Source organism: Thermogemmatispora aurantia (assembly GCF_008974285.1).
GTDB classification, from domain to species: domain Bacteria; phylum Chloroflexota; class Ktedonobacteria; order Ktedonobacterales; family Ktedonobacteraceae; genus Thermogemmatispora; species Thermogemmatispora aurantia.
This window is the reverse complement of record NZ_BKZV01000011.1, coordinates 13,345-31,304: the sequence shown is the minus strand read 5'-3', so window position 1 is coordinate 31,304 and position 17,960 is coordinate 13,345. Positions and strand designations below refer to the sequence as shown.

The following is a 17,960-nucleotide window of genomic DNA, read 5'->3' as shown; positions in this document are numbered from 1 at the left end:
GAGCAACAATCTTCTTCGTTCAGCCCAGTCTCCCGCCACCAGGGCGCCCCGCCCAGCCAGCACGACCGGGGGCTGTGCTCATAGGCTACCACGTTCCCGCCCCCGGCGCAAGCCATAAGCAGAGCTATCCGTCAAGCGCCCGCCCACCCGCGGCAGCCGGACCGGTTGAGAAGGACGCAGCTTATCACCTCCCCAGCGCCAGCGCAGCAGAATAGAATCAGGAGGAGGGAGAGCATTCGTCTGTCTCTCCCTGCACCAGGGTCAGGTCTTGTCTCACTGAGGGGAGGATGCGGACCATGCTCGTTGCTTACGGACCAGACGGTCAGCCCGTGGTAGCCGATGAGCGGGCCTTGAGTCAGCTGCAGGAATGGTCGCAGCAGCGCCAGCTGTTCTGTCCCAACTGCCGCGCCGTGCTGCATCTACGCGGCGGACCAGCACGACGGACCCAGCTCCATTTCGCTCATCGCAAAGGAGAATGCCCCTGGAGCACCGAAGAAGAATCGGAGCGGCACATGCGCGGCAAGGCTACGCTGGCCGCCTGGCTGAGCCAGCAATTTCCCGCCGCTCGCGTCACCCTGGAGGAACGGCTCCCTGAGCCGAATCGCATCGCCGACGTCTTCGTGAAACATGCCGATGGCCGCCAGCTGGCCGTTGAGTTCCAGTGCGCTCCGCTGGAACTCGAAGAGTGGCAGCGCCGCCACCTGGCCTATCAGCAGGCCGGCATCACCGATCTCTGGATCATCGGCAGCAATCGGCGCGACAAGCAAGAGGCTTTTCAAGAGGCCATTCTTGAGGTCAGCGGCACCCTCGTCTTTCTCGATCCCCTGCTTACTCCCGCCCGCGCCTGGCTGCGCTGGCCCCTGAGCGCCCAGGCTCTGCAGGCATGGCAGGAGGAGAGGCCCAGCTCCGCCCAGGCCCCCAGCCTGAGCACCGGCGGCTGGGTCGGGCGCCTGGGCTACGGCATGACCTTAAGCACCACCCTGGGCGAGTTGCGCCTCAATGAAGAGGGCACGATCAATCACCCGCTGCGCCTCGAGCACGAGCGTCGCCTGCGTCTCCGCCATCTGATGACCTTTGCCGACAGCGTTGATGAGGATCTTCTTGCAGCTTATCTCTATAATACAGTTAGTGCTGAGATGATCCAGCGCGTGCTACGTCCCCTGCTGCGGGCCTATCGCAGCGATCCCGACCTGCTGCGTCGCTATAACTATGGACGCGGCACCCCTGAGCAGCCGGTGCGAGAGGCGGACCGCCAGCGCGTCGCTCGCGCCTGTTCCTGGCTGAGACAGCTGGCCAGGCAGGGTTTTCCGCCCGCCCGCTTGCGTGAAGTGACGCAGGAGATCCCTTTCGTCGGACCTTACGCTGCCTTCGTCCGCTACATCGAAATGTTAGTAACGCTCGCCCAAACTCACCGTTGAAACCGTTTGCCATACTCAGGCGTGTTGACAGAGAAGAAAGGCAGCAGTCGGACAGTCGTGCCCATCAGCAGTGATGGCCCGGTTTGGACTGGCCACGCCTTCTCTATCTGGCAGGAAGGAAGGAGGGCAGGATGAACAACTTCTTTCGAGGAGTCCTGGTCGGCGTTGGTATCGGCCTGTTGATTGCTCCTATGCGCGGCGAAGAGATGCGCCGCCTACTCGGCGAGCGGCTGCAGCAGTTGCGCGGCTATCTCCCCGACAACGAGCAACTGAACGAATACATGCAGCAGGTCTCTAGCCGCGTTTCGCAGACCGCTGGCAACGTCAAGGAATACGCGCGCCAGGCCGCCACGCGCGTGCGCGACACTGCCGAGGAACTGGGCAGTCTGGCCCAGAAGTCGGCGCAGGATGTCAGCGAGACCGCACGCTCCCTCAAACCATCCAATCCAAGTTAGCCCAACCTGATCGTTCTGGAGTCGGTCCGGCAGCGCCGCATCTGCACCTGGGTCGAGCATGCCCAACCCAGGTCAGCTTGCGGCCCAAGCGAAGTCTTATCCCGGTAGCGCCTGCCTCTTTCGAGGGGCAGGCGGCTCTGTACCGGGCCCGGCCTTCCAGCTCATGCCTCTGCCACCGCCGGCATCCGATAAGGAATCCGCTCAATCTTCAGATTCATGGCCGCCAGTCGCGGCACAATATTCCCGTAGCCCCGCTCCAGGAAATGGATTCCTGTAATGACCGAGGTGCCGCGTGCAATAGCCGCCGCGATCACATAGGCCAGGCCAGCGCGCAGGTCGGGAATGACAATCTCCTCATCGACCGCCGTAAAGGGCGTCGGGCCAATAATAATGGCACTATGCTCATAATTCATATCGCGATAGCGACACGGCACGCTGCCCAAACAATGCGTCGTCAGCTGCGTCCGTGCCCCCAGCCGATTGAGCGCCTTAAGATAGCCAAAGCGCTTCTCATAGACGGTCTCGTGAATAATCGAGATGCCATCGGCCTGCGTCAGCAGTACGGCAAAAGGCTGCTGCCAGTCCGTCGAGAAGCCCGGATAGACATCGGTCTCGATGATCGCTGGACTGAGCTTGCGCCGGCGGAAAAAGCGGATACTGTTGGCGTCGACAAATTCGAAGCCGCCACCCACCTGCTGGTAATAGGAGAGAAAATTGCCGAGGCTATCCGGGCGAATCCCATGCACCGTCACATCGCCATCGGAGGCGCAGGCCAGCGAAGCCCAAGAAGCCGCCTCGATGCGGTCGCCCAGCACTGTCATACGCGTTCCCGTCAGACGCTTAACCCCCTCCACCCGAATATCTCGACCCGGGGAGGTGAAGATAATCGCCCCCATCGAGCGGAGCATGGTAATCAGCTCAAAGATCTCCGGCTCGATCGCCGCGTTCGAAATCAGCGTTCGCCCCTCAGCCAGTACACTCAAGAAAAGGCAAGTCTCGGTCGCCCCCACACTCGGATAGGGCAGATGGATATGGGTCCCCCGCAACGGCTGCACGCGCTGCGCCACGTAGCCCTCGGGCGTCTCCTCGACCAGCCCTCCAAAACGCTGAATGGCATCGAGATGAAAATCCACCTTGCGCGCCCCAATCTGGCAGCCGCCTACAACCGGCACCGAGACCCGCTCGAACCGGTGCAGCAAGGCTCCCAGCAGCAAGATCGGCGCCCGGTTGCTGCCGGATTGAGCCAGGGGCACCGTCGAAGAATGGACCGTTGTCGGATCGATGAGCAGCGTCGTTTCATCGAGCTGTTCCACCCGTGCCCCGATACCCATCAGCATCTCAGCTGTGATCTGGACATCGCCAATAGGCGGTACATTGGTGAGTACTGTTGGCGTCTCTCCTAGCAGGGCCGCCACCATCGCCTTCGTCGCAAAGTTCTTGGCGCCCAGACAGGTAATTTCGCCCACGACGGGATAACCGCCCTCAATGCGATAGGCGTAAGTCGTCTGCTGTGGTGTTCCTAAAGCGTTGGGCATAGACATCATCATCGTAGTAGCACACACTTCCGCTGAGAATTGAGCATTCTCAGATCATTCTTCCCTGCACATGTTCTTGTAACAGCTTAACAGAGGCAGAAAAATGCGACAGCCTGCACATTATTGTATCATCCCAGCGCAGGCTATCGCCTTCTTGCAGCCAGGGCGGGCCAGCTTCAGTCACCGCAGCCCTCCACGGACAGGCGGCCCTCCAGCGCTCCTCTACCCATCTGCCACCCCCAGTACTTTCGGCTAGTGGCTAGTACTTATAGCAATGCTGACTGGCCACCTCCTCTGGTGTCTTCTCGCGGAAGAACTCGGCCTCTGCCCGTTTAACGGCCACATAGGAGCGTGCCAGCAACGGCCCCAGGGCCTCCAGCAGAACCGTATCGCGCTCCAACTCATCCAGGGCCTCGTCCAGCGTCGTTGGCAGCCGACGAATGCCCCGCCGCTCACGTTCCTCATCGCTGAGGTTGCCCGGATCAACCTCGACCGGCTCCCCCGGATCGATCTGCTGCTGGATGCCATCCAGACCTGCAGCGATCAAAGCCCCCAGCGCCAGATAGGGATTGCCACTATGATCAGAGGGCTTCAGCTCCAGATTGATCGATTCGGCCTCCCGCCCCCAGAAAGGCGACGGCACGCGAATCGCTCCCTCACGGTTATCGTAGCCCCAGGCCGTATACGCCGAACTCCAGAAGTGCGGCAGCAAGCGGCTATACGAGTTGGGGCTGCCACAGGTCAGCGCCACCAGCGCCGGCAAGTGACGGAGCACCCCACCGATGAAATATTTGCCTGTCTGACTCAGGCCACCACGCTGCTGCGGATCATAGAAGAGATTCTTGCCTGCCTGGGGACTACCCTCAGCTCCCCACAGACTGAAGTGAATGTGGGCGCCGCTGCCGGCCTGATCCAGAAACGGCTTGGGGGCAAAGGTTGCATAGAGGCCATAGTGACGCGCCGTCCCACGCACAACCTCACGCACCAGGCAAACGTGATCAGCCGCCGTCAAGGCCTCGGCATGGCGAATCGACAGCTCCTGCTGGGCCGGTCCCAGCTCCGTATGAAACAGCTCCACCGAGAGCCCGACCGCCTCCAGCGCGGCAAGAATGGCATCGATCACCTCTGCTTGCTCATCCAGGCCGATGCTACTGTAGCAGAGGCTCTGGTCCGCCGGCACAAAGCGGCCTCCCACGTCACGCGCCAGATAAAACTCATGCTCGATGGCCGCTTCGGCCCGCATGCCCTGCTCAGCCAGGCGCGCCACCATCCGCTTCAGAAAGGTGCGCGGACAGGCTTCCCAGGGCTGGCCATCCAGACGCACCAAGTCGCACAGCATGCTGGCGCTGGCCGGAACATAGGGCAGCACCACAAAGGTCTGCGGATCAGGAATCAGGCGAAACTCTCCCACCGGCCCCATCCCCTCGACTGCCGCCAGGGTCTCGACCGACGTGAAAGCCTGCATCGCCAGGGTCTGCCCGATGCCTTCGCGCATGCGCGTCGCCAGCTTCTCCACATGCGTCGCCTTGCCCCGGATGATCCCCCCATTATCACAATAGAGGAAACGCACCAGACGCACATTGGCCGCCCGCGCCTGACGCACCACATCGCTGATATCCATAGGGACCCTCCTTGCTGGTTCTGAACACAGCTCGCCACTGAGCGGAACGGGAGGCCCATCGAGAGAGCCTCCGCTCCGTCAGCTCGTGCCTGCTCTGCTGCTGCTAGTATACAGCAGGCATAGCGCCCATGTCCGCCCCTACGGAGACACTTTCTCAGCGCAGCCTGGCCATGCACTCACGAGCAAAGAGGCGCACCGATTCAAGCTGGGCCGCATCAGGGAGATAGACAATCACTTCCTGAGCCCCGACCTCCTCGTAGGCTGCCAAACGCTGGCGGATCGTCTCGGGACTTCCCACCAGCTCGCGCTCGCGCAGCTGCTCAGGCGGTACATTGCGCCCCATGTAGGACTGCTGAGCCTTGCGCATGGCCTCCTCATCGGTCTCCGCAATAGCACAATTAAAGAGCACCGTCCTCTTGATCGTCTGATAATCCCTCCCAATAGCCTCGCAATGCTGCTGCAGCACCGCGAATTTGTGGGCAATTCCCGCCGGATCGAGATGACCGACATTGCAGGCATCGGCATACTGAGCCACCAGCTTCAAGGTCACCTGCTCCCCCCCGCCACCGATCAGCAAGGGAATATGCGGCTGCTGCACCCCCTTGGGCTGATTAATGGCGCCATGCACCTGATAATAGCGCCCCTCAAAATAGGCCTCCTCCTCAGTCCACATCTTCAGAAGAATCTGCACGGCCTCACGTAACATGCGCAGGCGCTCCGGAGCCTCTGGGAAACCGTAGCCATAGGCGCGCCACTCATGCTCGTACCAGCCGGCCCCAATGCCAAAGTCCAGCCGTCCATGACTGAGCACATCAACGGTACTCGCCATCTTCGCCAAGAGCGCCGGATTGCGATAGGCGCTGCAGGTCACCATCTGCCCGATACGCACCCGCCGCGTATCGCGTGCCAGGGCCGCTGTGCTCGTCCAGCATTCAAAGGTCACTTCCTGCAGCGGCTGCGGCACCGTATGGAAGTGGTCAAAGAGCCAGATCGAATCAAAACCCAGGTCCTCGGCCTCACGAGCCACACGCGTCATCGTCTCATAAGCCTCAATTGGATCGGCAATACCTACCAGGTCGAGGCGCCAGCCCTGGGGGACCAATAGGCCAAATCGTAACGCCATGATAGCTCTCTCCTCATGTACGACTCTCCCGTGGGCACGCCCGGGGGATTCACTCACTCCCCCAGCAGAGCACCGCAAACATCCAGCCGCAGTGCCCGCCTGGCCTTGCCCTTGCCCATTATATACTATGTCCAGCCTCCCATCGCCTGACCCATTCTTCCCCCTTCCAGCCTGCAATCAGCGCTTGCCTCTTGACATTCCCAGCTTCCTTGTCTATATTAGACAAACGTCTGGACTAAACAGTACAGTTACTGTTATTGGATAGTACAGTCTGCTTGCTTCCGGGGAGTCGATGTCATCATGGCTGAGCGCGATCCTGAACCTGGCGACGCCAGAGCCAGAGGCAAAGAGCGCCTGATTCAGGCAACGGAGAGCTTGCTGCGCAGTCGTCCTTTTGAGGAAGTGACCGTCGAGGAGATCACCAGGGAGGCCAAACTGTCGCGTCCGGCTTTTTACTACCACTTTGCTGGCGGCAAAGAGCAGCTGCGAGCAACACTGGTAGAGCGTGGCTTGCTGCGCGAGAGGCCGACCCAGGATACCCGTGCCCTGATCCTGGAGGCGGCGCTGCGAGCCTTTGCGCGCTCGGGGATCTCAGCCACCACCCTGGATGAGATCGCGGCTGAGGCAGGGGTCTCGCGTGGTACCCTCTGCTGGCACTTCCATACTAAAGAGGAGCTGCTCGCAGCCCTGATCAGGCATTACATCCCGCATGGGACGCTGCAGTCCGCTATTGCCGAAGCTGTACATGAGGCCGAGGAAGGCCAGATCGATGATCGCACGGCAGTCTACCGCATTGTGGCGGCTTTCCACGACACGTTGATGGCTACCCCCCAGGGTGATCTGCTGCGCCTGGCCATGCTGCTGATCCATAGCCACCCTGACGCAGCTCAGATTCTGGCAAGGGTGCTGACGGAGAATCGTAAGATCTTGATCAACTTTGTGCGCACGCGGCAGGAGCAGGGTCGCTTTCGGCGCACCTTTGCCCCGGAGCTGATTGTGCAGATTCTGGCATCGATCTTCGTCATGCGGGTCGTCGCACGGGGCCTGCTCAGCCAGCTGTCCGTGAGACAGTTTTCGCGTGAAGAGCTGATCGAGCAGGTGGTCGATCTGCTCTTTTACGGCATGGTACCCTGCGATCAACGCGAGCGAGTCTAGCTACAAAGGAGTGCAGCCAACCGAGACTGGTTCCCGCGCTGTGTGAGTAAGTGAGTTTCGCGATAGAGGAGAGGAGCTTTGCTGTATGCAAGCAAGCGAGCAAACAGGGCAGCGGAGAGGTGGTCTGGCCTATAAGTGGATTGTGGCGATTGTGGTGATTATTGGCGTCTTCATGTCGATTCTGGACCAGACCATCGTCAATATTGCCATTCCCCACCTGCAAGCTGCCTTCGGGGCCGATCTGCACACGGTCCAGTGGGTGCTGACGGCCTATATTCTGACCCAGGGTGTGGTCACACCCACGGCAGCCTTCTTTGCCGATACGTTGGGGATTAAACGCTTCTATATCATCTCGCTGGCGGCCTTTACGCTCGGCTCGGCACTCTGCGGTCTATCCTGGAGCCTGCCAGCGTTGATCTTCTTCCGTATTATCCAGGGCATAGGGGGCGCCTCGCTTTTCCCGCTCTCGATGGCCTTGGCCTTTAGGGAGTTCCCTCCAGAGGAACGCGGAATGAGCATGGGCCTCTTCGGGGTGCCGGCTCTGCTGGCCCCGGCTATCGGCCCAACGCTGGGCGGCTACCTGGTGACATACGCCGGCTGGCAGCTGATCTTTTATATCAATGTGCCTGTTGGCATTGTGGCCGTACTGCTGGCGACGATCCTGCTGCGCGAGCAGCCGGTGGAGCGCAGGCCGCGCTTTGATGCGGCGGGCTTTGTCTTTGCCGCTGGGGGCCTGGCCTCGCTGCTCTATGCCCTCTCGGAGGCCAGTACTTACGGCTGGGATTCGACGCTGGTACGCGGCTTCTTGATCGCCGGCGTGCTGGCGCTGGCCATCTTTACAGCCATCGAGCTGACACTAGCGGCGCGCGGCGGCGAGCCGCTGCTCGATCTGCGGCTCTTCGCCAATGGCCCCTTCACGACAAGTACCATTGCGCAGATCTTCATCATCTTTGGTATGTTTGGAGGCTTGTTCCTCTTCCCGATTTACCTGCAAGATCTGCGCGGGCTAAGCGCTTTCCAGGCCGGCCTGCTCCTCCTGCCACAGGCCCTGGCCTCGATGGTTAGCTCAGTCCTGGGCGGTATCCTGGTTGACCGACTTGGGGTGCGCCCAGTGATGATTCCGGGCCTGCTGGCTCTGGCCCTGGCTAACTGGGAGCTGACAACGATCACGGTCAACTCGCCCTTCGGCTGGTTCCAGTGGATTCTGGTTCTGCGTGGCGTGGCCCTTGGTCTCTCGGTACAGCCACTGGCCGTGGCCAGCCTCTCAACGATTCGCCCCGAGAAGCTAGCCCAGGCCTCTTCGATCAGCACTGTCACGCGCTCGGTCTCCAGCTCCCTGGGCATCGCCGTACTGGCCACGCTGGTCCAGACACAGAACCAGATTCATTTCGGCCATCTGGCGGAGATGGTGACCGCCAGCTCGCCGCTGGGCCAGCTGATCCCACGCATCCAGGCACTCTTTATCCTGCAAGGGGCTGATGCTCACTCGGCCTACAATGCGGCCCTGCAGGTGATCGCTCAGCTGCTGCAGCAGCGCAGCTATGTGCTAGCGATGCAGGACGCCTTCCGCGTGACCCTGGTGGCCACGGTGCTGGCGATGGTGGCGACGCTCTTCGTGCGCTCGGGTGTCCGCCCTCGCTGGGCACGCCGCCGCGGTGTCCCCGAGACCAGCGAGGAGCGCACGGCTGCCACAATGGAGACCATGTTTGCTGGCTAGCCTCGCACGCCGTATCAACCACCTGGTCTCTTGCATGACTATACGACTAATGAAACCCGCACGGAGTTCGAGCTTGCTTACTCCGCCTTGCGCGATCAAGAAGGCTAACTGAGGAGTGTGATTCAGATGAGACGCCTGATTCTGGTCCCTGTCCTGACGGTGGTCGCTCTCTTCGCGATCGCCGGAGGGATCGCCTACTGGATTTACTATAACTATACGTACTATAGCACCGATGATGCTCAGGTAACAGCTCCGATTGTGACGATCAGCGCCCCAACCAGCGGCACGCTGACTACGCTGAGCGCCAACCTGGGTGACCATGTGAACATTGGCCAGACGGTGGCCCAACTGACGCCTGTGGTTACCGCGACAACAGGGGCAGGCGCCAGCGCTGCCGCGCCAGCGCAGAATACAACTGCGCCTACAGCCGCTACCCGCACAAGCACGGCGCGGGCCTTGCCTCTGACAAGCCCTATTAGCGGCACGGTGATCCAGGTCGCGGCTGTCCCCGGCCAGCAGGTGATCGCTGGCTCCCCGCTGCTGGAGATCTATGATCCCAGCCACTTGACGGTCACGGCCTACGTCGATGAGAATGCTATCAATAATATCCAAACTGGCCAGAGCGTCGATATAACAATCGATGCATATAAAGATACAAAGTTCACAGGCCATGTGAAGCAGATTGTCCAGGCTGCCGCCTCGGAGTTCTCGCTTCTCCCAGTGCAGGATAACGCCAGCGGCAATTTCACCAAGGTCGGCCAGCGCATCCCGGTGATTATTAACCTGGATGGCACCTCTGGTAAGACTCTGATGCCAGGAATGAGCGCCGAAGTGACGATCCATCTTCACTAAAGCAGACTCCACCGGCGAGCTACTGCCACCCATCATTGGCCTACCAACCTCGCTCACGAGAGGAGTGCGATGGTGGGGGCAGATGCTCGCCCAATGATGAAGCGAGGTCAGCCCCAGCCATCGGGCTTGGTAGCCAGGACGCTAGCTAGCAGTTGAGGTGAGACAGAACCAGGGGCAGCAGCCCCCTCAGTTCGCGAGCTGCCGCTTGCCTCTTTTCTTAGGCACGCGCAAAACAGCCCGGCCACCACAAACCTGGCCTCACCGGCCTGGCCTGTCTGGAACTGTCCTCGCGTCTGTCAAAGCAGTCTAGCCCAGCCTGGGAACGTGAAGCCGGAGGGAAAGTCAGGGAAGAAAGAAGAAGCTTACTCATCAGCGATTTGAAGCGCTCAAGAAAAGGAGCAAAGCAGTGGTCTTGCTCATTTCAGGAGGCTCACTCGTCCTCGGTCTGCTGGCCATCATAGCTCTGATCTGGGTAATCAGAAGCACATCAGCCGAGGACCTCTCGCCGAGAGGCCCATCCTCGGCTGCGCCGCGCGTTGAGGTGGCTCCCGCTCTTGAGTCTGAGGAGCGGGAAGCCCTTCCAGCCGGAGAAGATCATCGAGCGCCTTACCGAGGCCATGAACTGGCCTTGCTCAACCCAGAGCTGCACGCTCTGGCGACACAGCTTCGTACCCTTCATCAGCAGTCGGCAGAGCTGGAGCAGCGCCTGGATATTCTGATCCAGGTTGTGGAGCGTATCGAACGCTCGCTACCAGCCCCGGCGGAGGCTGCAAACAACGCCGGCGCCGAGGCGCAGGAACCAGGGCCTAGCCAATCCTGACCTCTTCATACCTGCCTACCAGGGCCAGGGAGTAAAGGGAGCGGCACGAGACGTGAGACGCCAGCTGTGCTATCCACCATGATGATCCGATCATGATGGAGGCTCTCCCTGGTCCTGACTTCTTACTGATCGGTTTGATCGGTTCAGAGAGCACACTGGCTTACCGACGCTGCGCCCTGGCCCCACTGACCAGCGCCTGCCAATCGCGCAGAATGTCATAGTCAAACGGGAAAGCCAGCTCGGGCACAGCCTCTGGACGGAAAAGGGCCAGCTCGCTGACTTCTCCTGGCTGTGGTGACAGGCCGTCTAGCGAGCCGGCTAGAGGACGCGCTCGATACGCTACTAGCAGGTGCGGGCTGCCCTTCCGACTGTAGAGACCGAGCAGGTCAAGCAGCTCGACGCTCAAGTTAGTCTCTTCCTTCACTTCGCGTAGCGCTGCCTCTTCCAGCTCTTCACCACGATCAACATAGCCACTGCAGAAGCTCCATTTCCCCCGTCCAGGCTCGATCTCGCGTCGACCCAGCAGGAGCTGTCCCTCATGTTCAATGACAACTACAGTCACGACCTTTGGGCCAAGATAGAGCACAAAGCCACAGGTCGGACAGCTCGGTCGTGCCACCGCTCCCACGATCTGCTCGCGCAAGGGCGTCGCACAACGAGGACAGTAGCGATAGACAAACTCAATCATCGATCACCTCGCATTTCCAAAAAAGAGAAGAGCACGCCGGCAAGCAGCCTTCATTGAACTGTGCCGCCTGACTCCGCCCTAGCGATCAGCGAGGGCCCGCGCCAGCACGACGACCGCAACAAACTGGCGGTAGATATTCAGAAGATTGTCACCACTGAGGCAAACCGTACGCGCCCCCGTCCGCTCAACGCCTCGCACACTGCAGACCATCTCGGCCATGTCGGCCACTAAGAAGGTGACTTCCAGCAGAACTGGCAGCTTGAAACTGGGTGGCTCCAGACGCTCGCCACGAGCCAGGCGCCCAACGGCACGTTGTGCTCCCGCGCGCAACAGTTCACAGGCTCTGGTCGGATGAATGTGGGCAGCGGCAAAACGCCCAAGAGAGTGTTTGACGACGATCTTTTCAGCAGCGGGCGCTACGATTTCTGCCTCCTGGACCGTCACGTCGTCGCCACTGACCAGAATGATCGGAACGCCATAATGGGCTGCCACCAGAGCATTGATGCCCGCTTCACCTACGACCTGCCCGTTGAGACGTACCTCCCAAATGGCCGCCGGGCTATAGGTGTGGCAGAGCACGGCTCGCTCCGCCCCAATCGAGCCATGATAGCTGACAAAGCAGACGCCTGCGAAACTGCTGTCGAGTCCCTCCATCATGTAGAGAGGCTTATGGCGACCGCTGATTAAAGTGGCCTCCCCGGCTAGCTCCTGCGGCTGGAGATTGCGCATAAAGTGATGGGCATCGTTGACCACGAATTCACTGGCCCCGGCCTCCTGGGCCCCATTGATGACAGCATTGACTTCACGCGTCAACAGAAGGCGCCCTTGGGCGTATTCTGGCTGCCCCTCGATAATCTGTTCCCAGGCCACAATGCCACTGGTGCCTTCAAAATCAGTCGATAGGAAGAGCTTCATTGCTGATTGGCTCCTTACACTGTGCAATTTACGCTGGTAAGTAGAGCGCGCCAGGGCCACCAGCTGCCCGGCAGACCTCGACACTCGTCTGCCGCCCAGTCTGGCGCGGATACTCGCTCAGGATCGCCTCCGTTAACTGCTCTATCGCTGTGTTACGCACCAGGTTGATGGTACAGCCACCAAACCCTCCTCCCATCATACGCGCCCCTAACACCCCCTCGACCCGGCGCGCAATCTCGACAAGCACGTCAAGCTCCAAACAGCTCACCTCGTACTCATCGCGCAGCCCCGCGTGCGTCTGCCAGAGGTAGGGACCAACCGCCTCCACCTCCCCCTGCTCTAGTAGATGCGCTACCTCCAGCACCCGCGCATTTTCGGCCACTACATAGCCGGCTCGTCGCCGGAGCACCTCGGGCAGCCGGGAAGCATAGCGTCTAAACAGCTCCGGCGTCACATCGCGGAGAGCGGTGATCTGCGGCTTTACTGCTCTCTCACCAGGCTCCGCCTCAGCCTGCAGCAGTGCCGCAAGCAAGCGCACGGCTTCTTCGCACTGCTGCCGCCGCTCATTGTAAGCCGAAGCCGCTAGCTCACGCCGCACCTGGGTATCAGCCACTAGCAGAGCTACCCCCTCACTCTCAAAGGGCAGATAGCGGAAGTCTAGTGAGCGACAGTCCAGCAGCAGAGCATGGCCAGGGCGTCCAAGGCACGAGGCAGCTTGATCGAGAATGCCACAGCGTACCCCAGAGGCCAGATGCTCGGCGCGCTGGCAGAGACGAGCAACCTCCAGAGGCGTCAGGGTCGTTGAGGTCGCAGCCCCTTTTCCAATAGCAAAGTGACCATCTGAGAACAAGGACGCCGCCCAGGCCGTCGCTACTTCCAGAGCCGCCGAAGAACTCATTCCCCCTCCCAAGGGGACATCGCCATGCAGAACCGCGTTGAATCCCTGCAGTGCCAGACCAGCCGCCTTTAGCTCACTCAAGACTGCCAGTACATAGCGCGCCCAGGTGGGTAGCCGCTCTACCTGAGCCGCGAAGGTAGCGGGTAAACCCTCTAGCTCGATCTCAGCCAGCTCCTGGAATTGCCGCGACCAGAGACGGACATGCCCATCGCTTCGCCTTCGCCCGGCGAAGGCAACTACACGGTCAACCGCCAATGGCAGTACAAAGCCCTCATTATAGTCAGTGTGCTCACCTATCAGATTGACTCGCCCAGGCGCCCAGGCCACCCCCAGAGCGGCTTGTTCATCGCTCTGCCCCCCGTCCATGCCAAAGACTATCGAAAAATGCTCCACCGCTAACTGGGCAGCAGGCGGCAGCCTTCTCGGATCATTCGCTACCATGAGCAACCCTCGCGATCGCTTCTCGCAATTCTTGCGCCTTTTGAATAGGAGATGAATCATTGGTCCACAGCGACCAGAGCATCTCGGATGAGGCGGCATACTTCAGTTTGCCCGGCGCCCGCCCAACCGCCAGAATCTCGATATGGAGATGAAAACGCTCATCAGCTAACTGATGGATACCGAGCATATAGGGCATGGGAGCCATGAAGCCATCGCTGAGGGCATTGTAGGCCCGGATCACCTGCAAGAGCAAGGCAGCCAGATCGGCCAGCTCCTCATCACTGGCCACCGCCAGATCAGCAATATGGCGTCGCGGATAGAGATGCGTTTCGTAGGGATAACGCACATAGGGGGGAAGAAAGACTTGCCAGCTGGCGTTGGCCGCGATCTCGTAAGGACTGTTCTCCAGCTCAGTCCGCACCCGGCAGAAAGGGCAGCCGCGTCCCGCCTCCAGTTCCAATCTCACCGTCTCTAGCTCCCGCTCCAGCAGCGGTGGCACCACCGAGACCCCATACGCCTGGCCATGCGGATGGAACTGTGTCTGGCCGATACTCGTACCGCTGTTCTCGAAGATCATTACCGCCGCATAGCGTTGACTCAGGTCGCGATACAGCTCGCGCCAGAGCCGCGTCACCGCGCACACCTCTGGTACGCTGAGGCGGGTAAACGTTCGTTCGTGATCGCGGTGGTAGATCACTACATAAGCCTCACCGACCGGTGGACGAAAGGGAGGGAAATCGTTGGGATGTAGCCACACCTGAGCTTCTGATCCGACTCGCCCTTCGAGTACATCGGCGCAAAAAGGGCACTGATCTGTTCCTTCCCTGCGATGCATACGATGTGGTGCATTTACCACATAGTGACGTAAAATAGGATTCCATACCAAAGCGTTCGAGTCTTCGTGCATATCATCCCTGCCTGCATCCTGAGAAGACAGTGTTCACAGATAACGATGGGCCGTTTGCGTTCCCAGCAGCACACAGCGACCGGCCTGGGCCAGGGCGGTCAGCAGCGCCCCCTTATCGACCACGCTCTCCGACGGCTGTGTCTCATCTGAGCCATACAGCCACTCATTCCAGGTCTGCCAGTCGGTGAACAAAGCCCAGGCCACAGGAGCGACCAGCGCATGGGCAGCACGCAGAATAGCGAGGCCATCCTCATAGCCTGGCTCCAACTCATCCACCGCCTTCAGACCTGCGGCCCGCAGGGCCTCAAACGTTCGCAGTGAGCGGACCTCGCCCTCCACCACCTCACAAACCAGGCCCAGCATGAGCTGTTCAGCGGCCCTTCCATCAGGCACATAAGCTGCAGCCTGCTCCGGTAAGGCAGCCTGCCAGACAGCAACCACCAGGCAGCAAGGCGAGGGCAGCCCATGCAGAAAGGCCTCGATCTGACCTCTGGTCCAGCCATGCCAGACGTAGCCTTCATCCTGCTGCTCCAGCAAGAGAGCGGCATTCAAGAGACCCCTGGCACGTTCCCAGAGGGGAGAATCTCCATCGAGCACAGCTACCTCTTGTGCTAACACAGAGCACACCTCTCCAAGGAGAATAAATCTGACTTTCTTATCATATCATCTTCTCTCCTGATGGGCGACCTCGTCGCAGCTGGCAAAGTTGCCGGGCTAGCCAGCAGCCGGGCGCGAGTCCCCTCCTCTAGATTCAGGGCCGGCAGATAGGGTATAATGCAAACAGCCTGGGCGCAGTCTAGCCGCTCAGCCACGTTTTCATCTCATCACACGCGCAACAAGGAAGGTACCATACCGTGCCCTGGTGTAAATTTTTTGTGCCCAAGATCGCCACTCCCGGGATCAGACCCGATGATCCTGAGCTGAACGAGCATATCGAGTACGCAAAGTGCATCAAGGGGCATGTCCTCAGAGATGCCAGCGACTGGATTCTTTGCGAAAATCTGCCGGCCCCCGATGCCCGCTGTTGGCAGGAAGGCGGCGAAACCCTCCTCTCGCTTGCAGGTCGTCGTGGGACAGGCTCAAGTTCCCCCACCGGCTCCGATGGGCGGGGAAGGTCTGATGACGCTGTCGTGCGACGCAGCTAATAAGGCAGCGTCTCTCAGCACCAGAGGCTGATCCGCCAGGGAGGAAGCAGGTAGGGGACTATGCATCGAAGCTCACCGTCATCCTCGACCGTCGCGCAACCCACGCCCGAGCAGCTCGCGCGGGTTCATCATCTTCTGCTAGAGTGGTACGCCCACGAGCAGCGTCCGCTGCCCTGGCGCGCGACCAGCGACCCGTACGCCATCCTGGTCTCCGAAATCATGCTCCAGCAGACCCAGGTAGAGCGCGTCATTCCCAAATATCATGAGTTTCTGAGCCGCTTTCCCACTGTAGCGGACCTGGCCGCGGCGCCAACGGCAGCGGTCATCTCAACCTGGGTGCCCCTGGGCTATAACCAGCGTGCTGTGCGTCTGCAGGCCATCGCCCGCCAGGTTGTCAGCGACTACCAGGGGCGCATTCCTGATAGCGTAGAGGAGCTGCTCAAGCTCAAAGGGATCGGACGCTACACTGCCGGGGCCATTGCCTGCTTCGCCTATCATCGGCAAGTCGCCACTGTCGATACAAACATTCGCCGCGTGCTTCATCGGCTCTTCATCGGCCTGGAACATCCAGAGCCACGCCTGAGCGATGCCGAGACACTGACCCTGGCCGAGCAGGTCTTGCCTCCTGGTCGGGCCTATGAGTGGAATCAAGCCCTCATGGACCTGGGAGCCATGATTTGTACAAGCGCCAGCCCGCAGTGCGAGCGCTGTCCCGTCGGCGAAGCTTGCGCAGCCTACCGTGAACTGAGCGCCCAGAGCCTCTTTCCTTCGGGAACGGTCCTGCGCACCCTGCGCAAAGTGGCCGAGAAGAAGAGCGGCTATCAGGCCCAGCCTTTCACGCAAAGCGATCGCTATTTCCGGGGCCGTATTGTCGCTCTGCTGCGGACCCTGCCACCAGAGCAGCGCCTTTCCTTGGCCGAGCTAGGGCCACGCATCAAGTCGTCCTACACCGAGGCCGATCTCCCCTGGCTCCAACGGCTTGTCAGTCGCCTGGCCCACGATGGCCTGGTCGATTACCAAGAGGAAGAGGGGGTACGGCTGCCATAGTTTCGCCCCTGCTCGCTCGGCGCTCGTGAGGGACGCTCCAGGCGTTAGTCTCGCTGCGTCATCAGCCCCAGTTAGCCCTCCCGCTGAGGCAATAACTGTCTCCATTGCATTGCAACATAGTGTATGATATGTTGCGTGGAGACCGCGGCCCCATCAGCATCCCGCGGGGCCACCTGCATCCAGTGGTCTTGATCGAACTACTCACGGGAGGGCTTACCCTTGCAGCTACAAAGTATTGCCGATATCGCCAGAAAGCATCGACATATATTTCTCTCTCCTCATTTCGACGACGTCGTCTTCTCCTGCGGTGGAACGATCGCGCTGCAGGCCAGTTGCGGCCTGCATCCTCTGGTCATTACTGTCTTCGCCGGCCTGCCACCGGTCAATCCGCCCCTTAGCGCGCTGGCAACCGCCGTCCATCAGAGCATGGGCTTTGGCCACGATGCGCGCGAGGCAGTAGAGACCCGACGGCGCGAGGACGCACGCGCGCTGGACTACCTCGGAGCTGACTATCTCTGGCTGGACTATCCGGACGCTATCTATCGCGGGAATCCCCCTCACTATACCCGCGAGGAGGAGCTGTTTAGCACCATTCATCCCGCCGACCTGAGCATTGATCAGCAGCTCGGCCAGCTGCTGGTGAGCCTGAGCGAGCAACTCCCCGATACCGTCTGGTACGCCCCCCTTGGCGTGGGTCACCACGTCGATCATCAGCTGGTCTGTTCGGCAGCCGATCGTCTTGTGCAGCGCCACGCCAACGTCAAGTTCTATGAAGATTTCCCGTACGTCACCCGCCTTGGCGAGCTGGAGAGGCGCCTGCACGAGTTCGGCGATACGCTGGAGCCAGCCTACGTCGAGATGTCTGAGCTGCTTCCCCTACGCCAGGAAGCCTCCCAGATGTATGCCTCGCAGATCGCTGCGATCTTCGGCGATAAAGAATCTATGTACAAATTGATGGACGAATACACCCACAACATTCGCCCGGTGGAGACCGTCCATCTCGAACGCTACTGGACCCCTCGCTACCGCTAGACCAGCAGAAGGGTACTTTCCTGCAGGCAGGTGGTGCGAACCACCTGCCAGGGGCTTTCCATATGGTATGATGGTCATAAAATGATCCATACTTGTTCCGAAAAATAGATATAATAAGGCCCGGTCATCAACAGATGCGTTATAGGCCAGAGGGGCTTTCTAGCCAGAAAAGAGAAAGAAATAGAACGGCC

At 60.3% G+C, this 17,960-nt stretch carries 17 protein-coding genes; 9 read left to right on the top strand and 8 right to left on the bottom strand.

Features of this window, described 5'->3' with window-relative positions; genetic code table 11:
• Window positions 1–296 precede the first annotated feature (296 nt).
• Both KTAU_RS21310 and KTAU_RS21305 read left to right on the top strand, forming a co-directional pair.
• On the top strand, window positions 297–1,418 hold the full coding sequence (locus KTAU_RS21310) for a competence protein CoiA (protein ID WP_069805582.1): 1,122 nt from the start codon (window positions 297–299) through the stop codon (window positions 1,416–1,418).
• Between the two features lie 131 nt (window positions 1,419–1,549).
• On the top strand, window positions 1,550–1,873 hold the full coding sequence (locus KTAU_RS21305) for a YtxH domain-containing protein (RefSeq protein ID WP_069805583.1): 324 nt from the start codon (window positions 1,550–1,552) through the stop codon (window positions 1,871–1,873).
• A gap of 161 nt (window positions 1,874–2,034) precedes the next feature.
• Here the strand turns inward: KTAU_RS21305 and murA are convergent, their stop codons facing one another.
• From murA to KTAU_RS21290, 3 genes are all read right to left on the bottom strand, one after another.
• Complete coding sequence (gene murA, locus KTAU_RS21300) at window positions 2,035–3,420, bottom strand: UDP-N-acetylglucosamine 1-carboxyvinyltransferase (RefSeq protein WP_228026580.1); 1,386 nt, start codon at window positions 3,418–3,420, stop codon at window positions 2,035–2,037.
• Window positions 3,421–3,667: 247 nt separating this feature from the next.
• Window positions 3,668–5,029 carry a glutamine synthetase family protein gene (locus KTAU_RS21295; RefSeq protein WP_151730254.1) on the bottom strand — a complete coding sequence of 454 codons (1,362 nt, stop codon included), beginning with the start codon at window positions 5,027–5,029 and terminating at the stop codon, window positions 3,668–3,670.
• Between the two features lie 154 nt (window positions 5,030–5,183).
• A complete protein-coding gene (locus KTAU_RS21290; RefSeq protein ID WP_151730253.1) occupies window positions 5,184–6,152 on the bottom strand; it encodes an LLM class F420-dependent oxidoreductase in 969 nt (322 codons plus the stop codon).
• A gap of 300 nt (window positions 6,153–6,452) precedes the next feature.
• Between KTAU_RS21290 and KTAU_RS21285 the strand changes: the two genes are divergently transcribed.
• The 4 genes from KTAU_RS21285 to KTAU_RS21270 all read left to right on the top strand — a co-directional run bounded on the left by KTAU_RS21285 (window position 6,453) and on the right by KTAU_RS21270 (window position 10,696).
• Window positions 6,453–7,307 carry a TetR/AcrR family transcriptional regulator gene (locus KTAU_RS21285; protein ID WP_151730252.1) on the top strand — a complete coding sequence of 285 codons (855 nt, stop codon included), beginning with the start codon at window positions 6,453–6,455 and terminating at the stop codon, window positions 7,305–7,307.
• An 85-nt stretch (window positions 7,308–7,392) separates the two neighbouring features.
• Entirely contained in the window at window positions 7,393–9,024 is a 1,632-nt protein-coding gene (locus KTAU_RS21280; RefSeq protein WP_151730251.1) for a DHA2 family efflux MFS transporter permease subunit, read from the top strand.
• Between the two features lie 126 nt (window positions 9,025–9,150).
• Complete coding sequence (locus KTAU_RS21275; RefSeq protein ID WP_151730250.1) at window positions 9,151–9,876, top strand: HlyD family efflux transporter periplasmic adaptor subunit; 726 nt, start codon at window positions 9,151–9,153, stop codon at window positions 9,874–9,876.
• Window positions 9,877–10,282: 406 nt separating this feature from the next.
• On the top strand, window positions 10,283–10,696 hold the full coding sequence (locus KTAU_RS21270; RefSeq protein ID WP_151730249.1) for a hypothetical protein: 414 nt from the start codon (window positions 10,283–10,285) through the stop codon (window positions 10,694–10,696).
• A gap of 160 nt (window positions 10,697–10,856) precedes the next feature.
• On the opposite strand, the gene KTAU_RS21265 is transcribed toward KTAU_RS21270, so the two are convergent.
• The 5 genes from KTAU_RS21265 to KTAU_RS21245 all read right to left on the bottom strand — a co-directional run bounded on the left by KTAU_RS21265 (window position 10,857) and on the right by KTAU_RS21245 (window position 15,163).
• The gene (locus KTAU_RS21265) at window positions 10,857–11,384 is read right to left on the bottom strand and encodes an NUDIX domain-containing protein (protein WP_151730248.1); all 528 of its coding nucleotides are present in this window, start codon (window positions 11,382–11,384) and stop codon (window positions 10,857–10,859) included.
• Between the two features lie 78 nt (window positions 11,385–11,462).
• Entirely contained in the window at window positions 11,463–12,299 is an 837-nt protein-coding gene (locus KTAU_RS21260) for a M55 family metallopeptidase (protein WP_151730247.1), read from the bottom strand.
• Window positions 12,300–12,327: 28 nt separating this feature from the next.
• Window positions 12,328–13,638, bottom strand: coding sequence for a galactokinase (galK, locus tag KTAU_RS21255; RefSeq protein WP_170293483.1), 1,311 nt, complete (start codon window positions 13,636–13,638; stop codon window positions 12,328–12,330).
• The gene (locus KTAU_RS21250) at window positions 13,625–14,545 is read right to left on the bottom strand and encodes a galactose-1-phosphate uridylyltransferase (protein ID WP_151730245.1); all 921 of its coding nucleotides are present in this window, start codon (window positions 14,543–14,545) and stop codon (window positions 13,625–13,627) included. Before KTAU_RS21250 ends, galK begins: the two co-directional genes overlap by 14 nt.
• Before the next feature lie 33 nt (window positions 14,546–14,578).
• On the bottom strand, window positions 14,579–15,163 hold the full coding sequence (locus tag KTAU_RS21245; protein ID WP_151730244.1) for a hypothetical protein: 585 nt from the start codon (window positions 15,161–15,163) through the stop codon (window positions 14,579–14,581).
• Window positions 15,164–15,399: 236 nt separating this feature from the next.
• Here KTAU_RS21245 and KTAU_RS21240 point away from each other — a divergent pair, with 236 nt between their 5' ends.
• The 3 genes from KTAU_RS21240 to KTAU_RS21230 all read left to right on the top strand — a co-directional run bounded on the left by KTAU_RS21240 (window position 15,400) and on the right by KTAU_RS21230 (window position 17,769).
• The gene (locus KTAU_RS21240; RefSeq protein ID WP_151730243.1) at window positions 15,400–15,690 is read left to right on the top strand and encodes a hypothetical protein; all 291 of its coding nucleotides are present in this window, start codon (window positions 15,400–15,402) and stop codon (window positions 15,688–15,690) included.
• Between the two features lie 60 nt (window positions 15,691–15,750).
• Window positions 15,751–16,737 carry an HhH-GPD family protein gene (locus KTAU_RS21235; RefSeq protein WP_151730242.1) on the top strand — a complete coding sequence of 329 codons (987 nt, stop codon included), beginning with the start codon at window positions 15,751–15,753 and terminating at the stop codon, window positions 16,735–16,737.
• A gap of 219 nt (window positions 16,738–16,956) precedes the next feature.
• Window positions 16,957–17,769, top strand: a complete 813-nt coding sequence (locus tag KTAU_RS21230) for a PIG-L deacetylase family protein (protein ID WP_151730241.1) — start codon at window positions 16,957–16,959, stop codon at window positions 17,767–17,769.
• Window positions 17,770–17,960: the final 191 nt, after the last annotated feature.

What these genes read in the sequence shown, in the direction of transcription:
- KTAU_RS21280 (WP_151730251.1), top strand. Translation starts at nt 7,393, where the DNA reads ATGCAAGCAAGCGAGCAAACAGGGCAGCGGAGAGGTGGTCTGGCCTAT.
- KTAU_RS21275 (WP_151730250.1), top strand. Translation starts at nt 9,151, where the DNA reads ATGAGACGCCTGATTCTGGTCCCTGTCCTGACGGTGGTCGCTCTCTTC.
- KTAU_RS21295 (WP_151730254.1), bottom strand. Translation starts at nt 5,029, where the DNA reads ATGGATATCAGCGATGTGGTGCGTCAGGCGCGGGCGGCCAATGTGCGT.
- murA (WP_228026580.1), bottom strand. Translation starts at nt 3,420, where the DNA reads ATGATGATGTCTATGCCCAACGCTTTAGGAACACCACAGCAGACGACT.
- galK (WP_170293483.1), bottom strand. Translation starts at nt 13,638, where the DNA reads ATGGTAGCGAATGATCCGAGAAGGCTGCCGCCTGCTGCCCAGTTAGCG.
- KTAU_RS21250 (WP_151730245.1), bottom strand. Translation starts at nt 14,545, where the DNA reads ATGCACGAAGACTCGAACGCTTTGGTATGGAATCCTATTTTACGTCAC.
- KTAU_RS21285 (WP_151730252.1), top strand. Translation starts at nt 6,453, where the DNA reads ATGGCTGAGCGCGATCCTGAACCTGGCGACGCCAGAGCCAGAGGCAAA.
- KTAU_RS21290 (WP_151730253.1), bottom strand. Translation starts at nt 6,152, where the DNA reads ATGGCGTTACGATTTGGCCTATTGGTCCCCCAGGGCTGGCGCCTCGAC.
- KTAU_RS21305 (WP_069805583.1), top strand. Translation starts at nt 1,550, where the DNA reads ATGAACAACTTCTTTCGAGGAGTCCTGGTCGGCGTTGGTATCGGCCTG.
- KTAU_RS21235 (WP_151730242.1), top strand. Translation starts at nt 15,751, where the DNA reads ATGCATCGAAGCTCACCGTCATCCTCGACCGTCGCGCAACCCACGCCC.
- KTAU_RS21265 (WP_151730248.1), bottom strand. Translation starts at nt 11,384, where the DNA reads ATGATTGAGTTTGTCTATCGCTACTGTCCTCGTTGTGCGACGCCCTTG.
- KTAU_RS21260 (WP_151730247.1), bottom strand. Translation starts at nt 12,299, where the DNA reads ATGAAGCTCTTCCTATCGACTGATTTTGAAGGCACCAGTGGCATTGTG.
- KTAU_RS21310 (WP_069805582.1), top strand. Translation starts at nt 297, where the DNA reads ATGCTCGTTGCTTACGGACCAGACGGTCAGCCCGTGGTAGCCGATGAG.